This window comes from Nocardioides zeae (assembly GCF_030818655.1).
Classification (GTDB): Bacteria; Actinomycetota; Actinomycetes; order Propionibacteriales; family Nocardioidaceae; genus Nocardioides; species Nocardioides zeae_A.
The window spans coordinates 2,861,883-2,878,376 of record NZ_JAUTAN010000001.1 but is presented as its reverse complement, the minus strand read 5'-3'; the positions used below and the strand labels follow the sequence as shown (position 1 = coordinate 2,878,376).

Below are 16,494 nucleotides of genomic sequence, written 5' to 3'. Positions count from 1 at the left end.
GGGGCGGTGTCCCCCAGGACCGGCCCCGCCCGGGGCCTGTGGGACGGGTCAGCCCAGGAAGAGGTGCTGCTCGATGAAGACGGCCGACCGCTGTCCGTCGGCGACGGCGGCGGCGACGAACGCCATCGGTGCGGCTGCGCCCCGCTCCAGCGCGGCGTCCCCCGCGGCCCAGACGAGGGGGACGTCGCTGGCCATCTGCGCGTCGACGAGCACCTCGCCTCCCGGTGCGGTGCCGCAGCCGAGGGCGGCGACGAGATCGGCCGCGGCGGTCGACGGCCGGTGGAAGACGACCTCGGCCGGTAGCGAACGCTCGCCGTCGAGGTCGACCGAGGGCGCACCCCGGGGCCCGGACAGTCCCAGCACCGGCGCCTCCTCGACCTGCACCCCGGCCGCGCGCACGCGTTCGGCGAGCTCGGCCGGTAGCTCCGACCCGCCGGTGGCGAGCACCACGTCCCTGGTGAACCGGTCGGCGACGTACGCGGCCAGCATCGCGTCGGCGGGGGTGCGGCTGACGACCACGACGCGCCGGCCGGCGGCCTCGTGGCCGTGGCAGTAGGCGCAGTGCACGACGTCGCCGCCCCACCGCTCGGCGAGACCCGGCAGGTGGTCCAGGACATCGCGGACGCCCGAGGCGACGAGCAGGGCCCGGGCCCGCACGGTCGTGGGCCCGCCGTCGCGCGTGACCACGGTCGCGGTGACGACGCCGCTCCCGACGGTCGCCGTGTCCACGCGGCCGGCCTCGAGCGTCACCCCGGGGTGGGCGGTCGCCTCGGCGTGGGCGGCGGACCGGAAGTCGGCGGGAGCCGCTCCGTCGCGGGTGAGGTACATGTGCATCGACGCGGCCCGGGCGTTGCGCGGCCGGTCGTCGTCGACGACGAGCACGCGACGCTGCTGGCGGCCCAGGACGAGTGCCGCGGTCGCGCCGGCAGGCCCCGCACCGACGATGAGGACGTCGACGTCCGCAGGCGTGGCGGGTGGGGTGGGAAGGGCGGTCACGGCGAGGCCTCCTGGTCGGCGGGCGGGTCGGTCGGGTGGGTCGGTCGGCCGGCCGAGCCGGCGTCGACGAGGCGTCGAAAGGGTCCGCTGGAGCTCAGCAGGGCCTCGGGTGCTCCTCGCTGCACGACGCGACCTTCGTCGACCACGACGACCTGGTCGGCGAGGAGTGCCTCGTCGAGCCGGTGTGCGACCACGACGACGGTCGCACGGCCGCGCAGGCCCTCGAGGGTGGCGACGACGCGCCTGCGGGCGGCGGGATCGAGGCTGGAGGTGGGCTCGTCGAGCAGCAGCAGCGGGGCGCGCCGCACCAGCGCGCGGGCCAGACCGATGCGTTGCGCCTCGCCGCCGGACACCAGCGCGGCGTTCTCCCCGACCGGCGACTGCAGCCCCAGGTCCAGGGCCCCGACGGTCTCGGCGAGGCCGGCGGCATCCAGCGCGGCGCGGACCTCCGCCTCGCTCGCCGTCGGGCGGCCGAGGCGGACGTTCGCGAGGAGCGTGTCGTCGAGCACCGCGCTCTCCTGCGTCGCGAGCCCCAGGCCGCGGCGTACCTCCTCGCTGCCGAGGTCGCGCAGGTCGACCCCGTCGTGGAGCACGGCGCCCCGCGTCGGGTCGTCAGCGCGCGCGAGCAGACGCAGGAGCGTGCTCTTGCCGGCCCCCGAGGTGCCGACCAGGACCGTGAGCGTCCCCGGGGCGAGGTCGAGGTCCACCCCGCGCAGTGCCGGTGTGCCGTCCCGGTGGCGGTAGTCCAACGCCCGCACGGTCACCGCGGTGCCTCGGGGGTCGACGCCCGGCCGCGGGGCGGGCGTCACCGGCTCCGGGAGCACCGCGGTGCCGAACAGCTCCTGCAGGCGGGCGAGCGCTCCCCGGGCGCTGCGCGTGGCCGCCCCGAGCTCGGCAGCGGAACGCAACGCACCGGCGTACGCCGCCAGGAGCGCGACCGCCGTCGCGACGCCGGCCGCCGACGGCCCCCCGGGGCTCCCCGCGCGGAGGACGAGCACCGTGACGAGGGCCACGAGGACGATCTGGACGGCCGCGCCGAAGGCCGACAACCCAGGCACGACCGAGCGGACGAGGGTGGCGCTGCGCGCGTGCACCTCCCGCAGGGCCGCCCGGGTGAGGTCGTCGGCGGCCTCCGGGTGCGGTGTCAGGCGCACCACGCGCTGGAGGCCGACGTGGTCGAGCAGGCGGGCCGTCGCGTCGGCGCGGGCCCGGGACAGTGCCGCGTCGCCTGCAGCGACCCAGCGCACCGACCAGCGGGCGACCGCCACGAGTGCCGGGAGCGCGAGGAGGGCCGCGAGGCCCAGCAGCGGATCGATCACCGCCAGGGCGGCGGCGAGCGCCGCCGGGGTCGCCGTGCTGCGCAGCGCGGGCAGCATCAGGTGGCCGGGGTAGGCCATCACGTCCATCACCTGGCTCCCGGCGGCACGGCTCACCTCGCCGGCCCGAGATGCGTCGAACCAGGTCGAGGGCAGGCGGAGCAGATGGGACGCCACGCGCTCGTGCAGGTCGAACGACAGCCCGTAGCCGCTCGCCCGCCCCACGACGGTGGCTGCCGTGAGGCACACGGCCCAGGCCGCACCGAGCGCCAGGGTGAGGCCCGCGCCCGTGGGGACGTCCCCCTCGAGCACCTGGGCGAGCGGGACCACCAGGCTGAGCAGCGAGGCCGCCTCGAACAGGGAGGCGAGCAGGCCCAGCAACGCGGCACCCAGCAGGCGTCGTCGGGCCGTGCGGCCGACCAGTGGCGCCAGGGCGCGGATCATGCCGGACCGCCCGGGGCTGCGGTCGCCGGGGCTGCGGCCAGGAGAGCGGCGAACTGACCGCCCCGCGCGCGCAGCTCGGCGGGCGCGCCCTCCTCGACGACACGGCCGCGCGTCAGGACGACGACGTGGTCCGCGGCGAGGGCGACACCGAGCCGATGGTCGGACCGCACGACGGTGCACCGACCGCGCAACGACGCGACGCAGGCGTCGAGGCGGGCAGCGGTGGCGCGGTCGACCCACGAGGTGGGTTCGTCCAGCAGCAGGAACCGCGGTCGTGCCGCGAGCGCGCGGGCGAGGGCGAGCCGCTGCCGCTCGCCGCCCGAGAGGGCGACGCCGTCCCCCAGGACCGTGTGGATGCCCTGGGGCAGACGATCCACCCGCGACGCCAGGCCCGCGGAGGCCAGCGCGGCGTGGCATGCGTCCACGGAGAGGTCGGGACGGCCGAGCCGGACGTTGTCGAGGACACTCGCGCGCAGGGTCCCCGGCGACTGGACCACCGCGGCGACGTGGCGGGTCCAGCCGGTTCCGGCCGGCCGGGGCGCCCCGGCGACCAGCACCTCGCCCTCGTGCGCGGGCACCAACCCCGCGAGGCACTCCAGCGCGGTCGACTTGCCGGAGCCGCTCGCACCCACGACCACGGTCACGAGGCCGACCGGGACGTCGAAGCTCGCGGCATCGAGCACTCGGCGACCGTCCCGCAGGACCGTCAGTCCACGCGCCTCGACGCGGGGCGCCTCGCGACCGTTCCAGGCGCTGGCCGGTGACGACGGCCGGGCCGGGCTCGCGGGCACGGGTGCGGGCACGTCCACGAGCGTCTCGAGACGTCGGGCGGCTGCGGTGCCGAGAGCCAGGTCCTGGGTCGCGAAGGCCAGGGACCACAGGGGCGAGGTGACCGCAGGTGTCACCGCCACGACCACCAGGACGGCCGTGACACCGTCCACACCCGCGACGCCGCCGACCAGGAGGGCGACGGCGACCACCGCGACCACCCCCGCGCCGGAGAGCAACACCTGCTGGGCGGCCATGGTCGGGGTCATCGCCGCCGCCCAGGAGCGCACGAAGGCGGACCAGGTGCGGGCCGCGTCGAGGAAGGGTCGACGCACCTGACCGGGCACGGCGGTCGTGGCGTGGGGTTCCACGTCGTAGACGCGCAGCGACGGCGCCACGCGGACCAGCTCGACGGCGGCCCGGTCGACCTCGGCGCTGGCGGCGGCGTACCGCTCCATCTGCTCGACCGAGCGACGGGTCTGGCGCCGCTGGAGCAGGACGGCGACGAGCGCGGGTGCGAGCGCGGCGACGGCCAGGGGCGGTGACGTCTGCAGGAGCACCACCGTTCCGACCACGAGCAGCACGACCGACCCGGTGGCGTCGGCGAGGGCGTGCCCGACGAGGTGGTGGAGGGCGTCGACGTCGTCGCCCACCGACCGCTTGAGGCCCACGGCGCCCTCGCGGTCGAGCTCCTCCAACGGGCGGGTGGCGCAGGTGGCGAGCACCCGTTCGCGCAGCTCGAGCTGCAGCCGGTTGTCGGCGACGTGCAGCAGCCAGGACGCCGCTCCGTGCCCCACCACGTGCACCGTCGCGCCGACGAGGGCGACCACGGCGGTGCCGGGCGAGGGGGGATCGCCGAGGAGCGCGGCTCGGGCCGCCGCGACGGCTGCGAGCACGGGGACCAGCAGCGCGGCCGCCGCGAGCGCCTCGACGAGCAGCGCCGTCGCGACGAGCGCCCGTACGGGTCGGAGGAGGCGCTGGACGGTGGCCGCGGACGTGGTCATCACGCCACATGATATTCATAACCATTCTCAATTGGGCAGGGGGAGGACGCCATGGACGCGAGGACGATCCCCGACCGGGTCGGTGCCGACGACGCGACGCCGGCGGACGGAACGCTGGTCGCCACCGTGCTGGCCGAGCAGCTCGGCAGACCCGTCGAGGCGGACGAGCACCAGGTACCCCTCGCAGCGCTCGGCGTCGACTCGCTGGTCACCCTGCGCTGGCGCGGCGCGCTGGAGCGGATGACGGGCGTCGCGCTGCCCCTCGTGGCGATGACGGGCGAGCGCACCCTCGACGAGGTGACGGCGGCCTGGCACGCGGCATCCGCCGCGACGTCGACCCCGGCGTCCCCGCCCTCAGGTGGCACCTCGACGGCGGAGGACCAACGGGTGGGGGCCGCGACCGTGCACCCCGGGCTCACCGAGGTGCAGGCCGCCTACTGGGCCGGCCGTGCCGACGGTCAGCCCCTCGGCGGCGTCGGGACCTGGTGGTACCACGAGTACGTGCGGGGGCCGGCGGAGCGCGACGGCCGTGACCTCGACGACGACCTCGACAGGCTGGAGCGTGGCTGGCGGCGAGTCGTCGCCCGGCACGCCATGCTCCGCACCGTCGTCGGGCGCGATGCCGCACCCCGCGTGGTGACCCACGACGTCCGCGACCTGCGGCTGCGTCGGATCGACCTGCGCGAGGTGCCCCCGGGCGCCGAGCTCGACCGGCGGCTGGCCGCGCTGCGGGACGACCTGTCCCACCAGGTGCGCGTCCCCGAGTCCTGGCCCCTCTGCGAGGTCGTGCTGGTCCTGCTGCCGGGCGACGTGGTCCGCGTGTGCGTGGGCCTGGACGCGCTCGTCGTCGACTTCGCCGGCTGGGGAGTGGTGCTGCGTGACTGGGGCACCGTGGTCGCCGATCCCCGGGCGCGCCTCCCCGAGCCGCCGACCACGTTCGCGGCGCTTCTCGAGCAGCGCGACGCCGATGTCGTGCGCCGGCAGGCAGCCGTCCGCGCGCGTGAGTGGTGGGCGGCGCAGGACCTGCCGGCAGGCCCGTCGCTCGCGCGCAGCGAGCCGGCGCCGGGACCTCCCCGGTTCCGTCGGCTGCGCCACGTCGTGGAGGCGTCGACGTGGGCCGCGGTCCGGGCCGAGGCGGCAGCCCGGGGTGTCTCCACCACCAGCCTCGTGCTGACGGCCTTCGCCCTGCTGCTCCAACGGCGTTCGACCGGAGGACGTGACCTCGGTCTGACCCTGACGGTCTACGACCGGCCCGACGCGCCCGGGGCCGACGAGGTCGTGGGGGACTTCTCGGGCACCGCCCTGCTGCCGGTCCGCGGCGCGGACGGGGTCGACGCCCACGGCCCCGCGCCGTTCGTCGAGCAGGCCCGGTCGCTGAACCGGGTGCTCTGGGACGTCCTCGACCACCGTGCCCATCCGGGCGTCGCCGTGGTGCGTGAGCGCACGGAGCCGGGAGCGGAGCCACGCTGGCCGGTCGTGTTCACCTCGGGCCTCGGCCAGGACTCGGCCGAGCAGGACCGCTGGCTCGGGGACCGGGTCTTCGGCGTCTCGCAGACCCCGCAGGTGCTCCTGGACCACCTCGTGTGGGAGGAGCACGGTGCTCTGGTGCTGGTCCACGACGTCGTCGAGGGCGCCTATCCCGACGGACTCGTCGAGGGCCTCGCCGCCGCGGAGCACGCGTTCGTCGCCAGCCTCGCCGATCCTGGCCGCTGGGACGAGCGCGGTGTCGTGTGGGACCCCTCGGGTCTGGCCGTCGACCCCGTGCCGCCGGGTCCACCGGGGGCGGGTCCGTTGCTGCACGATCCCTGGCGCGCCTGGCTGGCCGGACCGCCCGTGCACCGGCGGGCCCCCGCCGTGCTCGGTGGAGCAGGCTCCCTCGACCACGGCACGTTGCACCGCCGGGCGGAGGCGGTGGCGCTCGCGCTCGCCGACACGGGCGTCGCGCCCGGCGACCTCGTCATGGTCGCCCTTCCACGCGGGCACGCGCAGGTGGTCACCGTGCTCGGGATCGCGCTCGCGGGAGCGGGCTACGTGCCGGTCGACCCCGGTTGGCCGGCACGGCGCCTCGAGGCCGCGGCCCGCAAGAGCGCCTTGCGGCACGCCGTCGTGCTCGCCGGGCAGGAGCTCCACCTGCCGGCCGGTGTCCACGGCCTCGTGGTCGACGCCGGCGGTGAGCCGACGACGAGGCCGTCTGCCACCAGCACAGCGACCGACCCGCGGGTGGACGACCTGGCGTACGTCATCTTCACCTCGGGGTCGACGGGTGAGCCCAAGGGGGTGGCGATCGAGCACCGTCAGGCACGGACCACGATCGACGACGTCAACGACCGCTTCGGCATCGGCCCCGACGACCGGGTGCTCGGCGTGTCGGCCCTGTCCTTCGACCTGTCGGTGCACGACCTGTTCGGCGTCCTCGGTGCCGGGGGAGCGGTCGTCCTGCCGGATGCCGAGCGCGCTCGCGACCCGCAGCACTGGCTCGACCTGATGGCCCGCCACGACGTGACGGTGTGGAACTCCGCCCCGCCGCTGATGGAGATGCTGGTCGAGTACGCCGAGTTCGACCCCGACGCGGCTCGCGCGGCGCTGGGCGGGCTCCGCGTGTGCCTGCTGTCGGGCGACTGGATCCCCGTGACCCTGCCCGACCGCCTGCGCGCCCTCGCCCCCCAGGTGGAGGTGCACAGCCTGGGCGGCGCCACCGAGGCGTCGATCTGGTCCGTCACGCATCCCGTGAGGGAGGTCGACCCGCGCTGGCCCAGCATCCCCTACGGCCGGCCGCTGCGCGGGCAGTCGTTCCTCGTGCTCGACGAGGAGGGCTCGCCGACGTCGGTCGGGATCGCGGGCGAGCTGGCGATCGGCGGCGCCGGGGTCGCGCGGGGCTACGTCGGGGACCCGACCATCACGGCCGACCGCTTCGTCGTGCACCCGGCGCTCGGCACGAGGCTCTACCGCACGGGCGACCTCGGCCGGTGGCGCACCGACGGGACGTTGGAGTTCCTCGGCCGCGCCGATCGCCAGGTGAAGATCGGTGGCCACCGGATCGAGCTCGGTGAGGTCGAGGTGGCCATCCTGCGTCATCCCGACGTGCGTCAGGCCGTCGTGTCGTCGATGCCCGGGCCGGACGGGCGCGGGCGTCTCGTCGCCCACGTCGCCCGCCACGGCGGCCGCACCGACGACGGGCCGCGCTTCACGGCCGCGCTCCTCGAGGCGCTCGGCGACGAGGTGCCCACCTACATGGTGCCCGCCCGGGTGGTGGTCCTCCCGTCGCTGCCGATGAGCGCCAACGGCAAGATCGACGTCGCGTCGCTCACGAACCCCTTCGACCGCCAGGGCGCGGTGGTCCCGCCAGCGGCCGAACCGGAGACCGAGCCCGTGGCGTCGCACCAGGCGCCCCACGCCGGACCGCACGCAGGACCGGTTGCAGCGCTGCTCGCGGACCTGCTGGGACCGGACGCCGACCTCGACGTCCCCGCGACGGCTGCGGGTCTGACGAGCCTCCAGCTCGTCAGGATCGCCAACGCCGTGGAGGACTCCGGCCGACCTCGCCCCGCGCTGGCCGAGCTGCTCGGTGCGCCGTCCCTGACGGCCCTCGCCCTCCGCCTCGACACCGTGGCCGATGTCGCCCGGGGCGTCGACCCCGACGCGGGGGACAGCGGGTCGCCCGACGGTCCGTGCGGGGGGTCCCGGCCGGAGCCCGTGGTCACCGCCCTCGCGTCCCCGGCCCACCAGGTCGAGCCGCCCGCGGCGGCCGTGGTGCCGGCACGCGAGCGCAGCGGCGCCGCCGATGTCGTGGCGCGGCTCCGCGCGCTCGCTGATGCGTTGGAGGCCGCGGCGGACGCCGCCCTCGACCTGGGCCTCGACCTCGACCTGGGCCTGGGCCCGGGCCTGGGCCTGGGCCCGGAGCTGCGGGCGCCCGCCGGATCCGCGAATGCAGGACGAGCGCCGGCCACCAGCGGCCGCGCCGAGGCCGCGGCGGTCGACGCCGACGACGATGCGCCGCTGACGGAGATGCAGCTCGCCTACCTCGTGGGACGCGCCCCCGAGCCGGACGGGCGACGCGTCGCGCCTCACTACTACACCGAGGCGCTGGTCGAGGACCTCGACGTCGGGCGCCTGCAGGACGCGTGGCGCACCGTCGTCGCCCGGCACCCGATGCTGCGAGCCGTGATCACCTCCACGACGACGCAGCGGGTGCTGCCCGATGCCGCGCACGAGGTCGAGGTCGCCGACCACCGGGTGCTGAGCCCCGCGGAGCGGCAACGCGAGCGGGAACGGATCCGCGCCGAGCGCTCGCACCGACTCCTGGCGACCGACTCCGCACCGATGGCCCGGCTCCTGGCCGTGCGCCTGGGCGACACCACCTGGCGACTGCACCTCGATCTCGACCTGCTGTTCTGCGATGCCCGCAGCGCGTGCACGTGGGTCTCCGAGATGGCGGCGGAGTACGCCCGCCCGGGCTCCCTGCCCGCTCGCCCCGCCCCTGACTTCCTCGCCTGGGCCCGCCGGACGGTCGAACCGTCGACGACCGCCCTCGCCTGGGCGGACTCGATGATCGCCCGGCTGCCGCCGGCGCCGGTCGTCCCGCGCGTCCTCGACCCGTCGGGCCCGGCCGCCGTGGTGCGCCGCCGGACTGGTTGGGAACCCGCACGCTGGGCGCGCGTGCGTCGGGCCGCCCAGCAGAGCGGCGTCACCGTCACCGCTCTGCTGCTGGACGCTCTCGGTGACGCCCTCACCGACGACGACGCACCCCGCGCCACCGTCGTCCTGACCGTCGACAGCCGTCCGGCCGAGCACGACGGCGTGGTCGGCGACTACACCTCGACCCTGCTGCTGGAGATCGGTCGCCGCCGGCCGGGCAGCGCCAACCGCGTCCAGGAACGGCTGGTGGAGGCGCTCGACCACGGGACCGGCTCCGGCGGCGTCCACGGCAACGCCCTCATCCGCCGGCTGCGGGCCTCGGGACGCTCGGCGACCCTGCCGGTCGCGGTCTCCGCTGCCCTCGAGCCGGGTGACGTCGACCCGTCGCAGCTGCTGGACCTGCTCGGACGCACGGAGTACGCGGTGAGCCAGACGCCCCAGGTCCTCGTGGACGTCCAGCTGTTCGACGTCGACGGTCGCCTGGAGGTGGTCCTGGACGCCGACGAGTCTCGTGTCGACCCGACCTGGGTCGACACGGTCTTCGGTCACTTCACCCAGGCGGTCGCCCGCCTCGTCGACGACACCGTGGCCGACGCGAGCGCCTCCGTGCTGCGGCGTGCGGTCGACCGGACCCGCGTGGAGGGCGACCTCGCAGCCGCGTTCGCGGAGCTCGGTGTGCTCGACCCCGGTGATCGGCGCAGCTGGTTCGACCTGGGAGCCACGTCGCTCACCCTGGTGACGGCGCACCGGCGGCTGCGGGAGCGAGGCCACGCCCTGGACGTCGTGGACCTGTTCGCCCATCCCTCACCCGCGGCCACGATGGCTCACCTGGTCGGTGTCGCTGCGACCCACCCGGCGCCGATCGACCGGACGGTCGAACCGTCGGCCGGCCCCTCCGCCGCTCCGTCCCGTGACCCCGGACCGGCCGAGACGGCGCGCTCCGGTCGGCTCCGCAGGCGACGCGACGCTCGCCACCTGCCTCCCCAGCGGTAGCGACGTCGGAGCGCGTTCACAGCGATCGCGAGATGCCGGCGGCGGCGGTGCGCAGCGAGGCCAGCAGCCGCGGTCGGTCCCGCTTGAGCGAGGGCACGACCACGCCGAGCGCGGCCACCACGGGGGCGTCGGGGGTGCTGCCGCGGCGTACCGGCACCGCCAGCGAGCACGCTCCCGGCGAGACCTCCTCGACAGTCGTCGCGTAGCCGTCGCGACGGGCCGCCGCCAGCTGGTGGAGCAGGGTGCCGGGCTGCACGACGGTGTAGGCCGTCAGCCGTCGCAGGGGCGCGCCGACGACCTCCTCGACGACCGCGGGCGGCGCGTGGGCCAGCAGCACCTTGCCGACGCCGGTCGCGTGGGCCGGCAGCCGGCTGCCCACCGTGGAGATGATGGGCACCGACGCCCGTCCGGAGAGCCGCTCGACGTAGAGCACCTCGGTGCCCTCCCGCACGGCGAGGTGCACGGTGGCGAGCGTGGCGGCGTAGATGTCGTGGAGGAACGGTGCGGCCGCGGCCCGCAGGTCGGTCTGGACGGCGGCCAGGAGGCCGAGGTCCCACACGCGCCGGCCCACGGCGTAGGTCCCGTCGCCGCGACGCTCCAGCAGGCCGCCGGCGACCAGCTCCGCAGCGAGCCGGTGCGCCGTCGGGGGCGCGAGGCCCGCGCGTTCGGCGAGGTGGGTCAGCGACAGCCGACGGTGGTGCTCGTCGAAGGCGCCGAGCAGGGCGACGATCCGTTGGGTCACCGTCGTGCCGGGTGTCCGCGTGTTGCCCGCCATCTCCGACCGCTTTCCGCTGGGTGGAATCTCCCGGGCGCCGAGCGTACGCCGTCCGCCGTAGCGTCCGCGGCGTGACCACCGAGACCCAGGCGGACCTCTCCGCCGAGATGGCGACGATCGCGCAGGACTACACCGCGTCCGTCGCCGCCGGTGCGCCCGTCGAGACCCGCCCCCGGCTCGACTACCCGCCCTACCGCAGCAGCATCCTGCGGCACCCGACGAAGTCGTTGCACCACGCCGATCCCGAGGAGGTCGAGCTCTGGGCGCCGGCCTTCGGCCCGACGGACGTCGACCCCCTCGAGGCTGACCTCACCATCCAGCACGGCGGCGAGCCCATCGGGGAGCGGATGGTCGTCACGGGCCGGGTGCTCGACGGCGAGGGGCGCCCCGTGCGCCACCAGCTCGTCGAGCTGTGGCAGGCCAACGCGGCCGGCCGCTACGTGCACAAGCGCGACCAGCACCCCGCGCCCGTCGACCCCCACTTCACCGGTGCCGGTCGCTGCCTCACCGACGGTGACGGCTGGTACCGCTTCACCACGATCAAGCCCGGCCCCTACCCGTGGCGGAACCACCGCAACGCCTGGCGGCCCGCGCACCTCCACTTCAGCCTGTTCGGCACGGAGTTCACCCAGCGCCTCGTCACGCAGATGTACTTCCCGGGCGACCCGCTCTTCGACCTCGACCCGATCTACCAGTCCATCGTCGACCCCGCGGCGCGCGACCGGCTCGTCGCGACCTACGACCACACCGTGACCACGCACGAGTGGGCGACGGGCTACCGGTGGGACATCGTGCTCACCGGCTCCCACCGCACCGTGCGCGAGTCCGACGTCGAGCACCTCTGAGAGGACGACCATGACCTCCGCCGCCCCGACGCCCGGCCAGACCGTCGGACCCTTCTTCCACTACGCGCTGCCGTACGCCGGCGACCGCGACCTCGTGCCCCCCGGGGCCCCGGGCGCGATCCGCCTGCACGGCCGCGTGACCGACGGCGCCGGTGCGCCGGTGCCGGACGCCCTGCTGGAGATCTGGCAGGCCGACCCGAGCGGCGCGGTCCCGCGGGCCGAGGGCAGCCTGCGCCGCGACGGCTTCACCTTCACCGGCTTCGGTCGCGCCTCGACGGACCGCCGCGGCGCCTACTCCTTCTCGACGCTCACCCCGGGGCCGACCCGGCCGGGGGCGGCGCCGTTCTTCGCCGTGACGGTCTTCGCGCGCGGACAGCTGGACCGGCTCCTCACCCGGGCGTACCTCCCCGCCGGCTCGCCCGGTGTCGACGAGCAGACGCTGGACGCCGACCGCCTGCTGGCCTCGCTGCCCGCCGAGCGGCGCTCGACGCTGGTCGCGACGGCCGACGGTCGGGGATACGTCTTCGACGTGCGCCTGCAGGGGGACGACGAGACGGTCTTCCTCGCCTTCGACGGCCGCGGTGCGTCGGCCGGGGGAGACTGACCGGGTGCCCGACCTGTTGTGGCCCGGCGACGAGCGCGCCGGCGACCTCCTCGACGACACCCGCCTGCTGGGGTCGATGGTGCGGATCGAGCAGGCCTGGCTGGACGGTCTCGTGGCAGCGGGCGTCGCGCCCGCCGCCGCGAAGGCGGACCTCCCTGCGGTGGACGCCGCCGACGCGGCCGGTCTCGCGCTGGGTGCCGAGGGGGGAGGCAACCCCGTGGTCGGGCTGGTCCGGTTGCTGCGGGAGCGGCTCCGCGCCGCAGGAGCCGCGGACGCGGCGACCTGGCTGCACCGCGGGCTGACCAGCCAGGACGTCGTCGACACCGCCCTGGTCCTGGCGCTGGTCGACGCCCTCGACCGCGTCGACGCGGCCCTCGGCCGCGCGGCCGACGCGCTCGCCGACCTGGCGCGCGAGCACGCCACGACGGTGATGGTGGGGCGCACGCTCACGCAGCACGCGGTGCCCACCACCTTCGGGCTGAAGGCGGCCGGCTGGCTCCGGGGCATCCTCGGAGCCGCCGACGAGGTACGCCGCGCCCGTGCCCTCCTGCCCGTGCAGGCCGGTGGGGCCGCGGGCACGTTGTCGGCCCTCGGCGAGCTGGTGTCCCTCGCGGCGGCCGGCAGCGCCGGCGCGGCGGCCGACCCCCTCGCGATCACCGACGCCCTGGCCGACGCGCTCGGGCTCGCCCGCTCCGTGCCCTGGCACAGCGATCGCACCCCCATCACCCGCGCCGGGGATGCGCTGGGCACGGCGACCCAGGCCTGCGGCCGGATCGCCGCCGACGTGCTCACCCTGACGCGGCCCGAGATCGCGGAGCTCGGTGAACCTGCCGACGAGGGTCGCGGCGGCTCGTCGACGATGCCCCAGAAGCAGAACCCCGTGCTGTCGGTGCTCGTGCGCCGTGCCGCGATCACCACGCCGGGCCTCGTCGCGACCCTGCACGCCGCCGCGGCGCTCGCCGACGACGAGCGGCCCACCGGCTCGTGGCACGCCGAGTGGGCCACGCTGCGCGACCTCGGGCGCCGCAGCGTCGTGGCCGTCGACCAGACCGCCGAGCTCGTGGCCGGGCTGCGGGTCCACGCGGACGCCATGGCCGAGCAGGCGGCGCACGCCGCGGCCACCGGGGGTCTCCTGGCCGAGCGCGACGCCGTGCGCGCGGTCGCCGGCGCTGCCGCGACCGAGGACCTCGATCCGTCGACGTACCTCGGTGTGGCGGACGAGATCGTCCGGCGGGTCGTCGAGCGGGCCGACCGCCTCCGCGACGAGACCAGGAGACACCCGTGAGCGTCCCCGACATCCGCACCGTCGACCTCGGCGGCCGCGGTCCCGTGCTGCTGCTCGGTCCCTCGCTCGGGACGACGGCGACCGCCTTGTGGGAGACGACGGCCGTGGGCCTCACGATCGACCACCGCGTCCTCGCCTGGGACCTGCCGGGCCACGGGGCCAGCCCCGCGCCGTCGGAGCCGTTCGACCTGGGCGAGCTGGCAGCGGGTGTGCTGACGGCGCTCGACGCCGCGCTCGCCCCCGAGGGGCGGAGCGGCGAGCGCGTGCTCTACGCGGGCGTGTCCGTCGGGGGCGCCGTCGGCCTCCAGCTCCTGCTCGACGCGCCCGAGCGGGTCGCCGCTGCCGCCCTGCTCTGCACCGGAGCGCGCATCGGCGAGGCTGCCGGCTGGCACGACCGAGCCGCCCTCGTGCGGGCGTCCGGCACGGCGGGCGTCGTCGACGGGTCGCGGCGGCGCTGGTTCGCCCCGGGGTTCGTCGACCGCGACCCCGCACGGGCCGGGCTGCTCCTCGACGCACTCGTGGCGACCGATGCGGTGGGCTACGCGCAGACCTGCTCCGCCCTCGCCGCCTTCGACGTGCGCGACCGCCTCGCCGCGATCACGACGCCGGTCCTGGCGGTCGCCGGGGCCGCCGACGAGGCCACCCCGCCCGCCGACCTCGCGACGATCGCCGACGGGGTCCGCGACGGGCGTCTCCTGGTCCTCGACGACGTCGCCCACCTGGCGCCGGCCGAGGCCCCCGGCCGGGTGGCCGCCGCCCTGGTGCCGTTCCTCCGGGCGCACCACGGCACGACCGGCGCCCCGACAGACCGGCGGGGGGTGCCGTCGTCGGCGACGGTCGAGGAGCAGCGCGCCGCCGGGCTGACGGTGCGGCGGGCCGTGCTCGGGGATGCGCACGTCGACCGGGCCTCCGCCGCGGCGACGGGGTTCACGGAGGGGTTCCAGGACTTCATCACGCAGTACGCGTGGGGCGGGATCTGGACCCGTCCCGGCCTCGCCCGGCACGCCCGGTCGCTGATCACCCTGACCGCGCTCGTCGCCCGCGGCCACCACGAGGAGCTGGCGATGCACGTGCGCGCCGCCATCGGCAACGGCGTCACCGTGGACGAGCTCGAGGAGCTCTTCCTGCAGACGGCGATCTACTGCGGCGTACCGGATGCCAACACCGCGTTCCGCATCGCGCAGCGGACCCTGACCGAGATGGGGATCGACCTCGGGTGAACCGCGGCCCTACCCCCGGCCGTCGAGGCCGGGGTCGGGTGCGCCCGCCCGCTCGGCCTCCCGTCGCTCGAGCAGCTCGACGTAGACCGCCCGCACGCCGATGGCCCGCTCGAGCTCGCCGAGCACCCCGGAGAAGAACTGGCCGCGGAAGGTGTCGTCGGTGACGGCGACGACGGTGAAGTAGAGCCCGGAGAACGCGGCGAGGAACACCGAGACGGCGAGCAGCTCCGCGCTCAGCCCGGGCAGGCCGGGCACGGAGGTCACCGGGTCGGCCGTCCACGCCTCGGCCACCTCCGGGCGCATGGTCAGCACGCCGAACAGCACGAAGAAGGCGAAGACGGTCGCGGCCACGACGAGCACCTGCACGCCCTGCACGACCAGGAGCACGAGCAGCAGGTTCCAGCGCTCGAACCGCGTCAGCTCCGTGTGCCGCGTCGGCGGCGGCCCGTCGTCCTCCACGAGCCGCTGCGCGTCGGCCTCGAGCGGGGTGCCCCGGCACGCCTGGAGGAGCAGCGCCTCGTCGACGTGGTCGTCAACCCGGTCGACCTCCTCGGGCAGGCGGACGAGCAGGAACGCGACCGCCATCGCCCCGAAGAGCAGCACCGTCAGCCACAGGAAGCCGGTGGGCAGGCTCGCCGCCATCTGCCACACCTCGGCGTTGATGAAGAGGAACGTGACGAACACGAGCAGCAGCGGCAGGGCGCGGGTCACGGTCGGCAGCAGCTGACGCAGGCTCCCGAACGTCCGCCCCACGGCCCAGGTCACCATGGGCCGCGCCCCGAGGGCGACCACGGCGTACGTCGCCACGGCCGCCCCCGCGGCCGTGAGCACGGTCGCCGGGGCGAGGGCGTTGTCGGAGCCGAGCCACGCCAGCGCGACGCCCACCAGCGCGGCGGCGGCGACGACGAGCACCAAGCGCGGCACGACGCGTGCGGGCCGCAGCGCCCTGCGCGCCCGGGCGCGTCCCGACGCGACGAAGTACGGCAGGCCGTGGGCCGCGAACCAGCGCTCGGTGGCGTCGAGGCGAGCGGACTCGGGAGGGCGCGGATGCATCGGACCAGCCTGCCACCCCGCGTCGGCTCGTCAGCCCGCTCGTGGCCCCAACGCCCCGGAAAGCGACGCGCTGAGGCCACGACCCCTGCGGATGGACGGCGACTCGACCGCGGGGGCGAACTATTGGCCATCGGGTAGGGCGCCCTGCCGTCCCGCCCATGACCGACGACGGCACGGCAGCGCCCCGAGCGACCCATCTCTGCGAGCTCACCGGGCGCACCGCCCTCGTGACGGGCGGTGGCCGGGGGATCGGGCGCATGTGCATCGAGGGACTGCTGCGGGCGGGGGTGCGGGTGCTCATCGCCTCGCGCCGTCTGGACGACTGCCGCTGGACGGCGGACGAGCTCCGGCACCTCGGCGAGGTCGTCCCGCTGCAGGCCGACCTCGCGACGTACCCGGAGACGGGCTGGGACAAGGTGCTCGCCGTCAACCTGAGCGGGCCCTTCTTCCTCGTGCAGGCGCTCCTGCCGGAGAGCACCTACGCCTGCTCGGCGAGCTGGGCGACCGGGGGGGGTGTCACGGAGAAGTGTCCATGGAGAACTTGACGGTCGCGGGG

Annotated in this window: 11 protein-coding genes; 6 read left to right on the top strand and 5 right to left on the bottom strand. The window is 76.1% G+C overall.

The window, feature by feature from the left end; all coding sequences use genetic code 11:
- Positions 1–48: 48 nt before the first annotated feature.
- The 3 genes from QE405_RS13655 to QE405_RS13645 are packed head-to-tail and all read right to left on the bottom strand — an operon-like array spanning position 49 to position 4,528.
- Positions 49–996 (bottom strand): NAD(P)/FAD-dependent oxidoreductase, encoded by a 948-nt coding sequence (locus tag QE405_RS13655; protein WP_307201601.1) that lies wholly within the window; start codon positions 994–996, stop codon positions 49–51.
- Positions 993–2,756 (bottom strand): ATP-binding cassette domain-containing protein, encoded by a 1,764-nt coding sequence (locus QE405_RS13650; protein WP_307201599.1) that lies wholly within the window; start codon positions 2,754–2,756, stop codon positions 993–995. The genes QE405_RS13655 and QE405_RS13650 overlap by 4 nt, the downstream gene beginning before the upstream one ends.
- A complete protein-coding gene (locus QE405_RS13645; protein WP_307201597.1) occupies positions 2,753–4,528 on the bottom strand; it encodes an ATP-binding cassette domain-containing protein in 1,776 nt (591 codons plus the stop codon). Before QE405_RS13645 ends, QE405_RS13650 begins: the two co-directional genes overlap by 4 nt.
- Positions 4,529–4,579: 51 nt before the next feature.
- Here QE405_RS13645 and QE405_RS13640 point away from each other — a divergent pair, with 51 nt between their 5' ends.
- Positions 4,580–10,156: a non-ribosomal peptide synthetase gene (locus QE405_RS13640; RefSeq protein WP_307201595.1), complete on the top strand. Its 5,577-nt coding sequence runs from the start codon at positions 4,580–4,582 to the stop codon at positions 10,154–10,156.
- Between the two features lie 16 nt (positions 10,157–10,172).
- Here QE405_RS13640 and QE405_RS13635 read toward each other — a convergent pair whose 3' ends face one another.
- The gene (locus QE405_RS13635) at positions 10,173–10,931 is read right to left on the bottom strand and encodes an IclR family transcriptional regulator (protein ID WP_307201593.1); all 759 of its coding nucleotides are present in this window, start codon (positions 10,929–10,931) and stop codon (positions 10,173–10,175) included.
- A gap of 71 nt (positions 10,932–11,002) precedes the next feature.
- Between QE405_RS13635 and pcaH the strand changes: the two genes are divergently transcribed.
- The 4 genes from pcaH to pcaDC are packed head-to-tail and all read left to right on the top strand — an operon-like array spanning position 11,003 to position 14,885.
- Positions 11,003–11,776 carry a protocatechuate 3,4-dioxygenase subunit beta gene (gene pcaH, locus QE405_RS13630; RefSeq protein WP_307201591.1) on the top strand — a complete coding sequence of 258 codons (774 nt, stop codon included), beginning with the start codon at positions 11,003–11,005 and terminating at the stop codon, positions 11,774–11,776.
- Between the two features lie 10 nt (positions 11,777–11,786).
- Complete coding sequence (gene pcaG, locus QE405_RS13625) at positions 11,787–12,380, top strand: protocatechuate 3,4-dioxygenase subunit alpha (protein ID WP_307201590.1); 594 nt, start codon at positions 11,787–11,789, stop codon at positions 12,378–12,380.
- 4 nt (positions 12,381–12,384) lie between these two features.
- Positions 12,385–13,665, top strand: coding sequence for a lyase family protein (locus tag QE405_RS13620; protein WP_307201588.1), 1,281 nt, complete (start codon positions 12,385–12,387; stop codon positions 13,663–13,665).
- A complete protein-coding gene (pcaDC, locus tag QE405_RS21090; RefSeq protein WP_307201586.1) occupies positions 13,662–14,885 on the top strand; it encodes a bifunctional 3-oxoadipate enol-lactonase/4-carboxymuconolactone decarboxylase PcaDC in 1,224 nt (407 codons plus the stop codon). Before QE405_RS13620 ends, pcaDC begins: the two co-directional genes overlap by 4 nt.
- Before the next feature lie 9 nt (positions 14,886–14,894).
- Here the strand turns inward: pcaDC and QE405_RS13610 are convergent, their stop codons facing one another.
- Entirely contained in the window at positions 14,895–15,938 is a 1,044-nt protein-coding gene (locus QE405_RS13610) for a hypothetical protein (RefSeq protein WP_307201584.1), read from the bottom strand.
- 158 nt (positions 15,939–16,096) lie between these two features.
- Here QE405_RS13610 and QE405_RS13605 point away from each other — a divergent pair, with 158 nt between their 5' ends.
- Positions 16,097–16,483, top strand: coding sequence for an SDR family NAD(P)-dependent oxidoreductase (locus QE405_RS13605; RefSeq protein WP_307201581.1), 387 nt, complete (start codon positions 16,097–16,099; stop codon positions 16,481–16,483).
- Positions 16,484–16,494: the final 11 nt, after the last annotated feature.

Bases quoted from the DNA above. Each gene is read 5' to 3' on its own strand.
- QE405_RS13650 (WP_307201599.1), bottom strand. From the start codon at position 2,756: ATGATCCGCGCCCTGGCGCCACTGGTCGGCCGCACGGCCCGACGACGC.
- QE405_RS13645 (WP_307201597.1), bottom strand. From the start codon at position 4,528: ATGACCACGTCCGCGGCCACCGTCCAGCGCCTCCTCCGACCCGTACGG.
- QE405_RS13640 (WP_307201595.1), top strand. From the start codon at position 4,580: ATGGACGCGAGGACGATCCCCGACCGGGTCGGTGCCGACGACGCGACG.
- QE405_RS13635 (WP_307201593.1), bottom strand. From the start codon at position 10,931: ATGGCGGGCAACACGCGGACACCCGGCACGACGGTGACCCAACGGATC.
- pcaG (WP_307201590.1), top strand. From the start codon at position 11,787: ATGACCTCCGCCGCCCCGACGCCCGGCCAGACCGTCGGACCCTTCTTC.
- QE405_RS13610 (WP_307201584.1), bottom strand. From the start codon at position 15,938: ATGCATCCGCGCCCTCCCGAGTCCGCTCGCCTCGACGCCACCGAGCGC.
- QE405_RS13605 (WP_307201581.1), top strand. From the start codon at position 16,097: ATGACCGACGACGGCACGGCAGCGCCCCGAGCGACCCATCTCTGCGAG.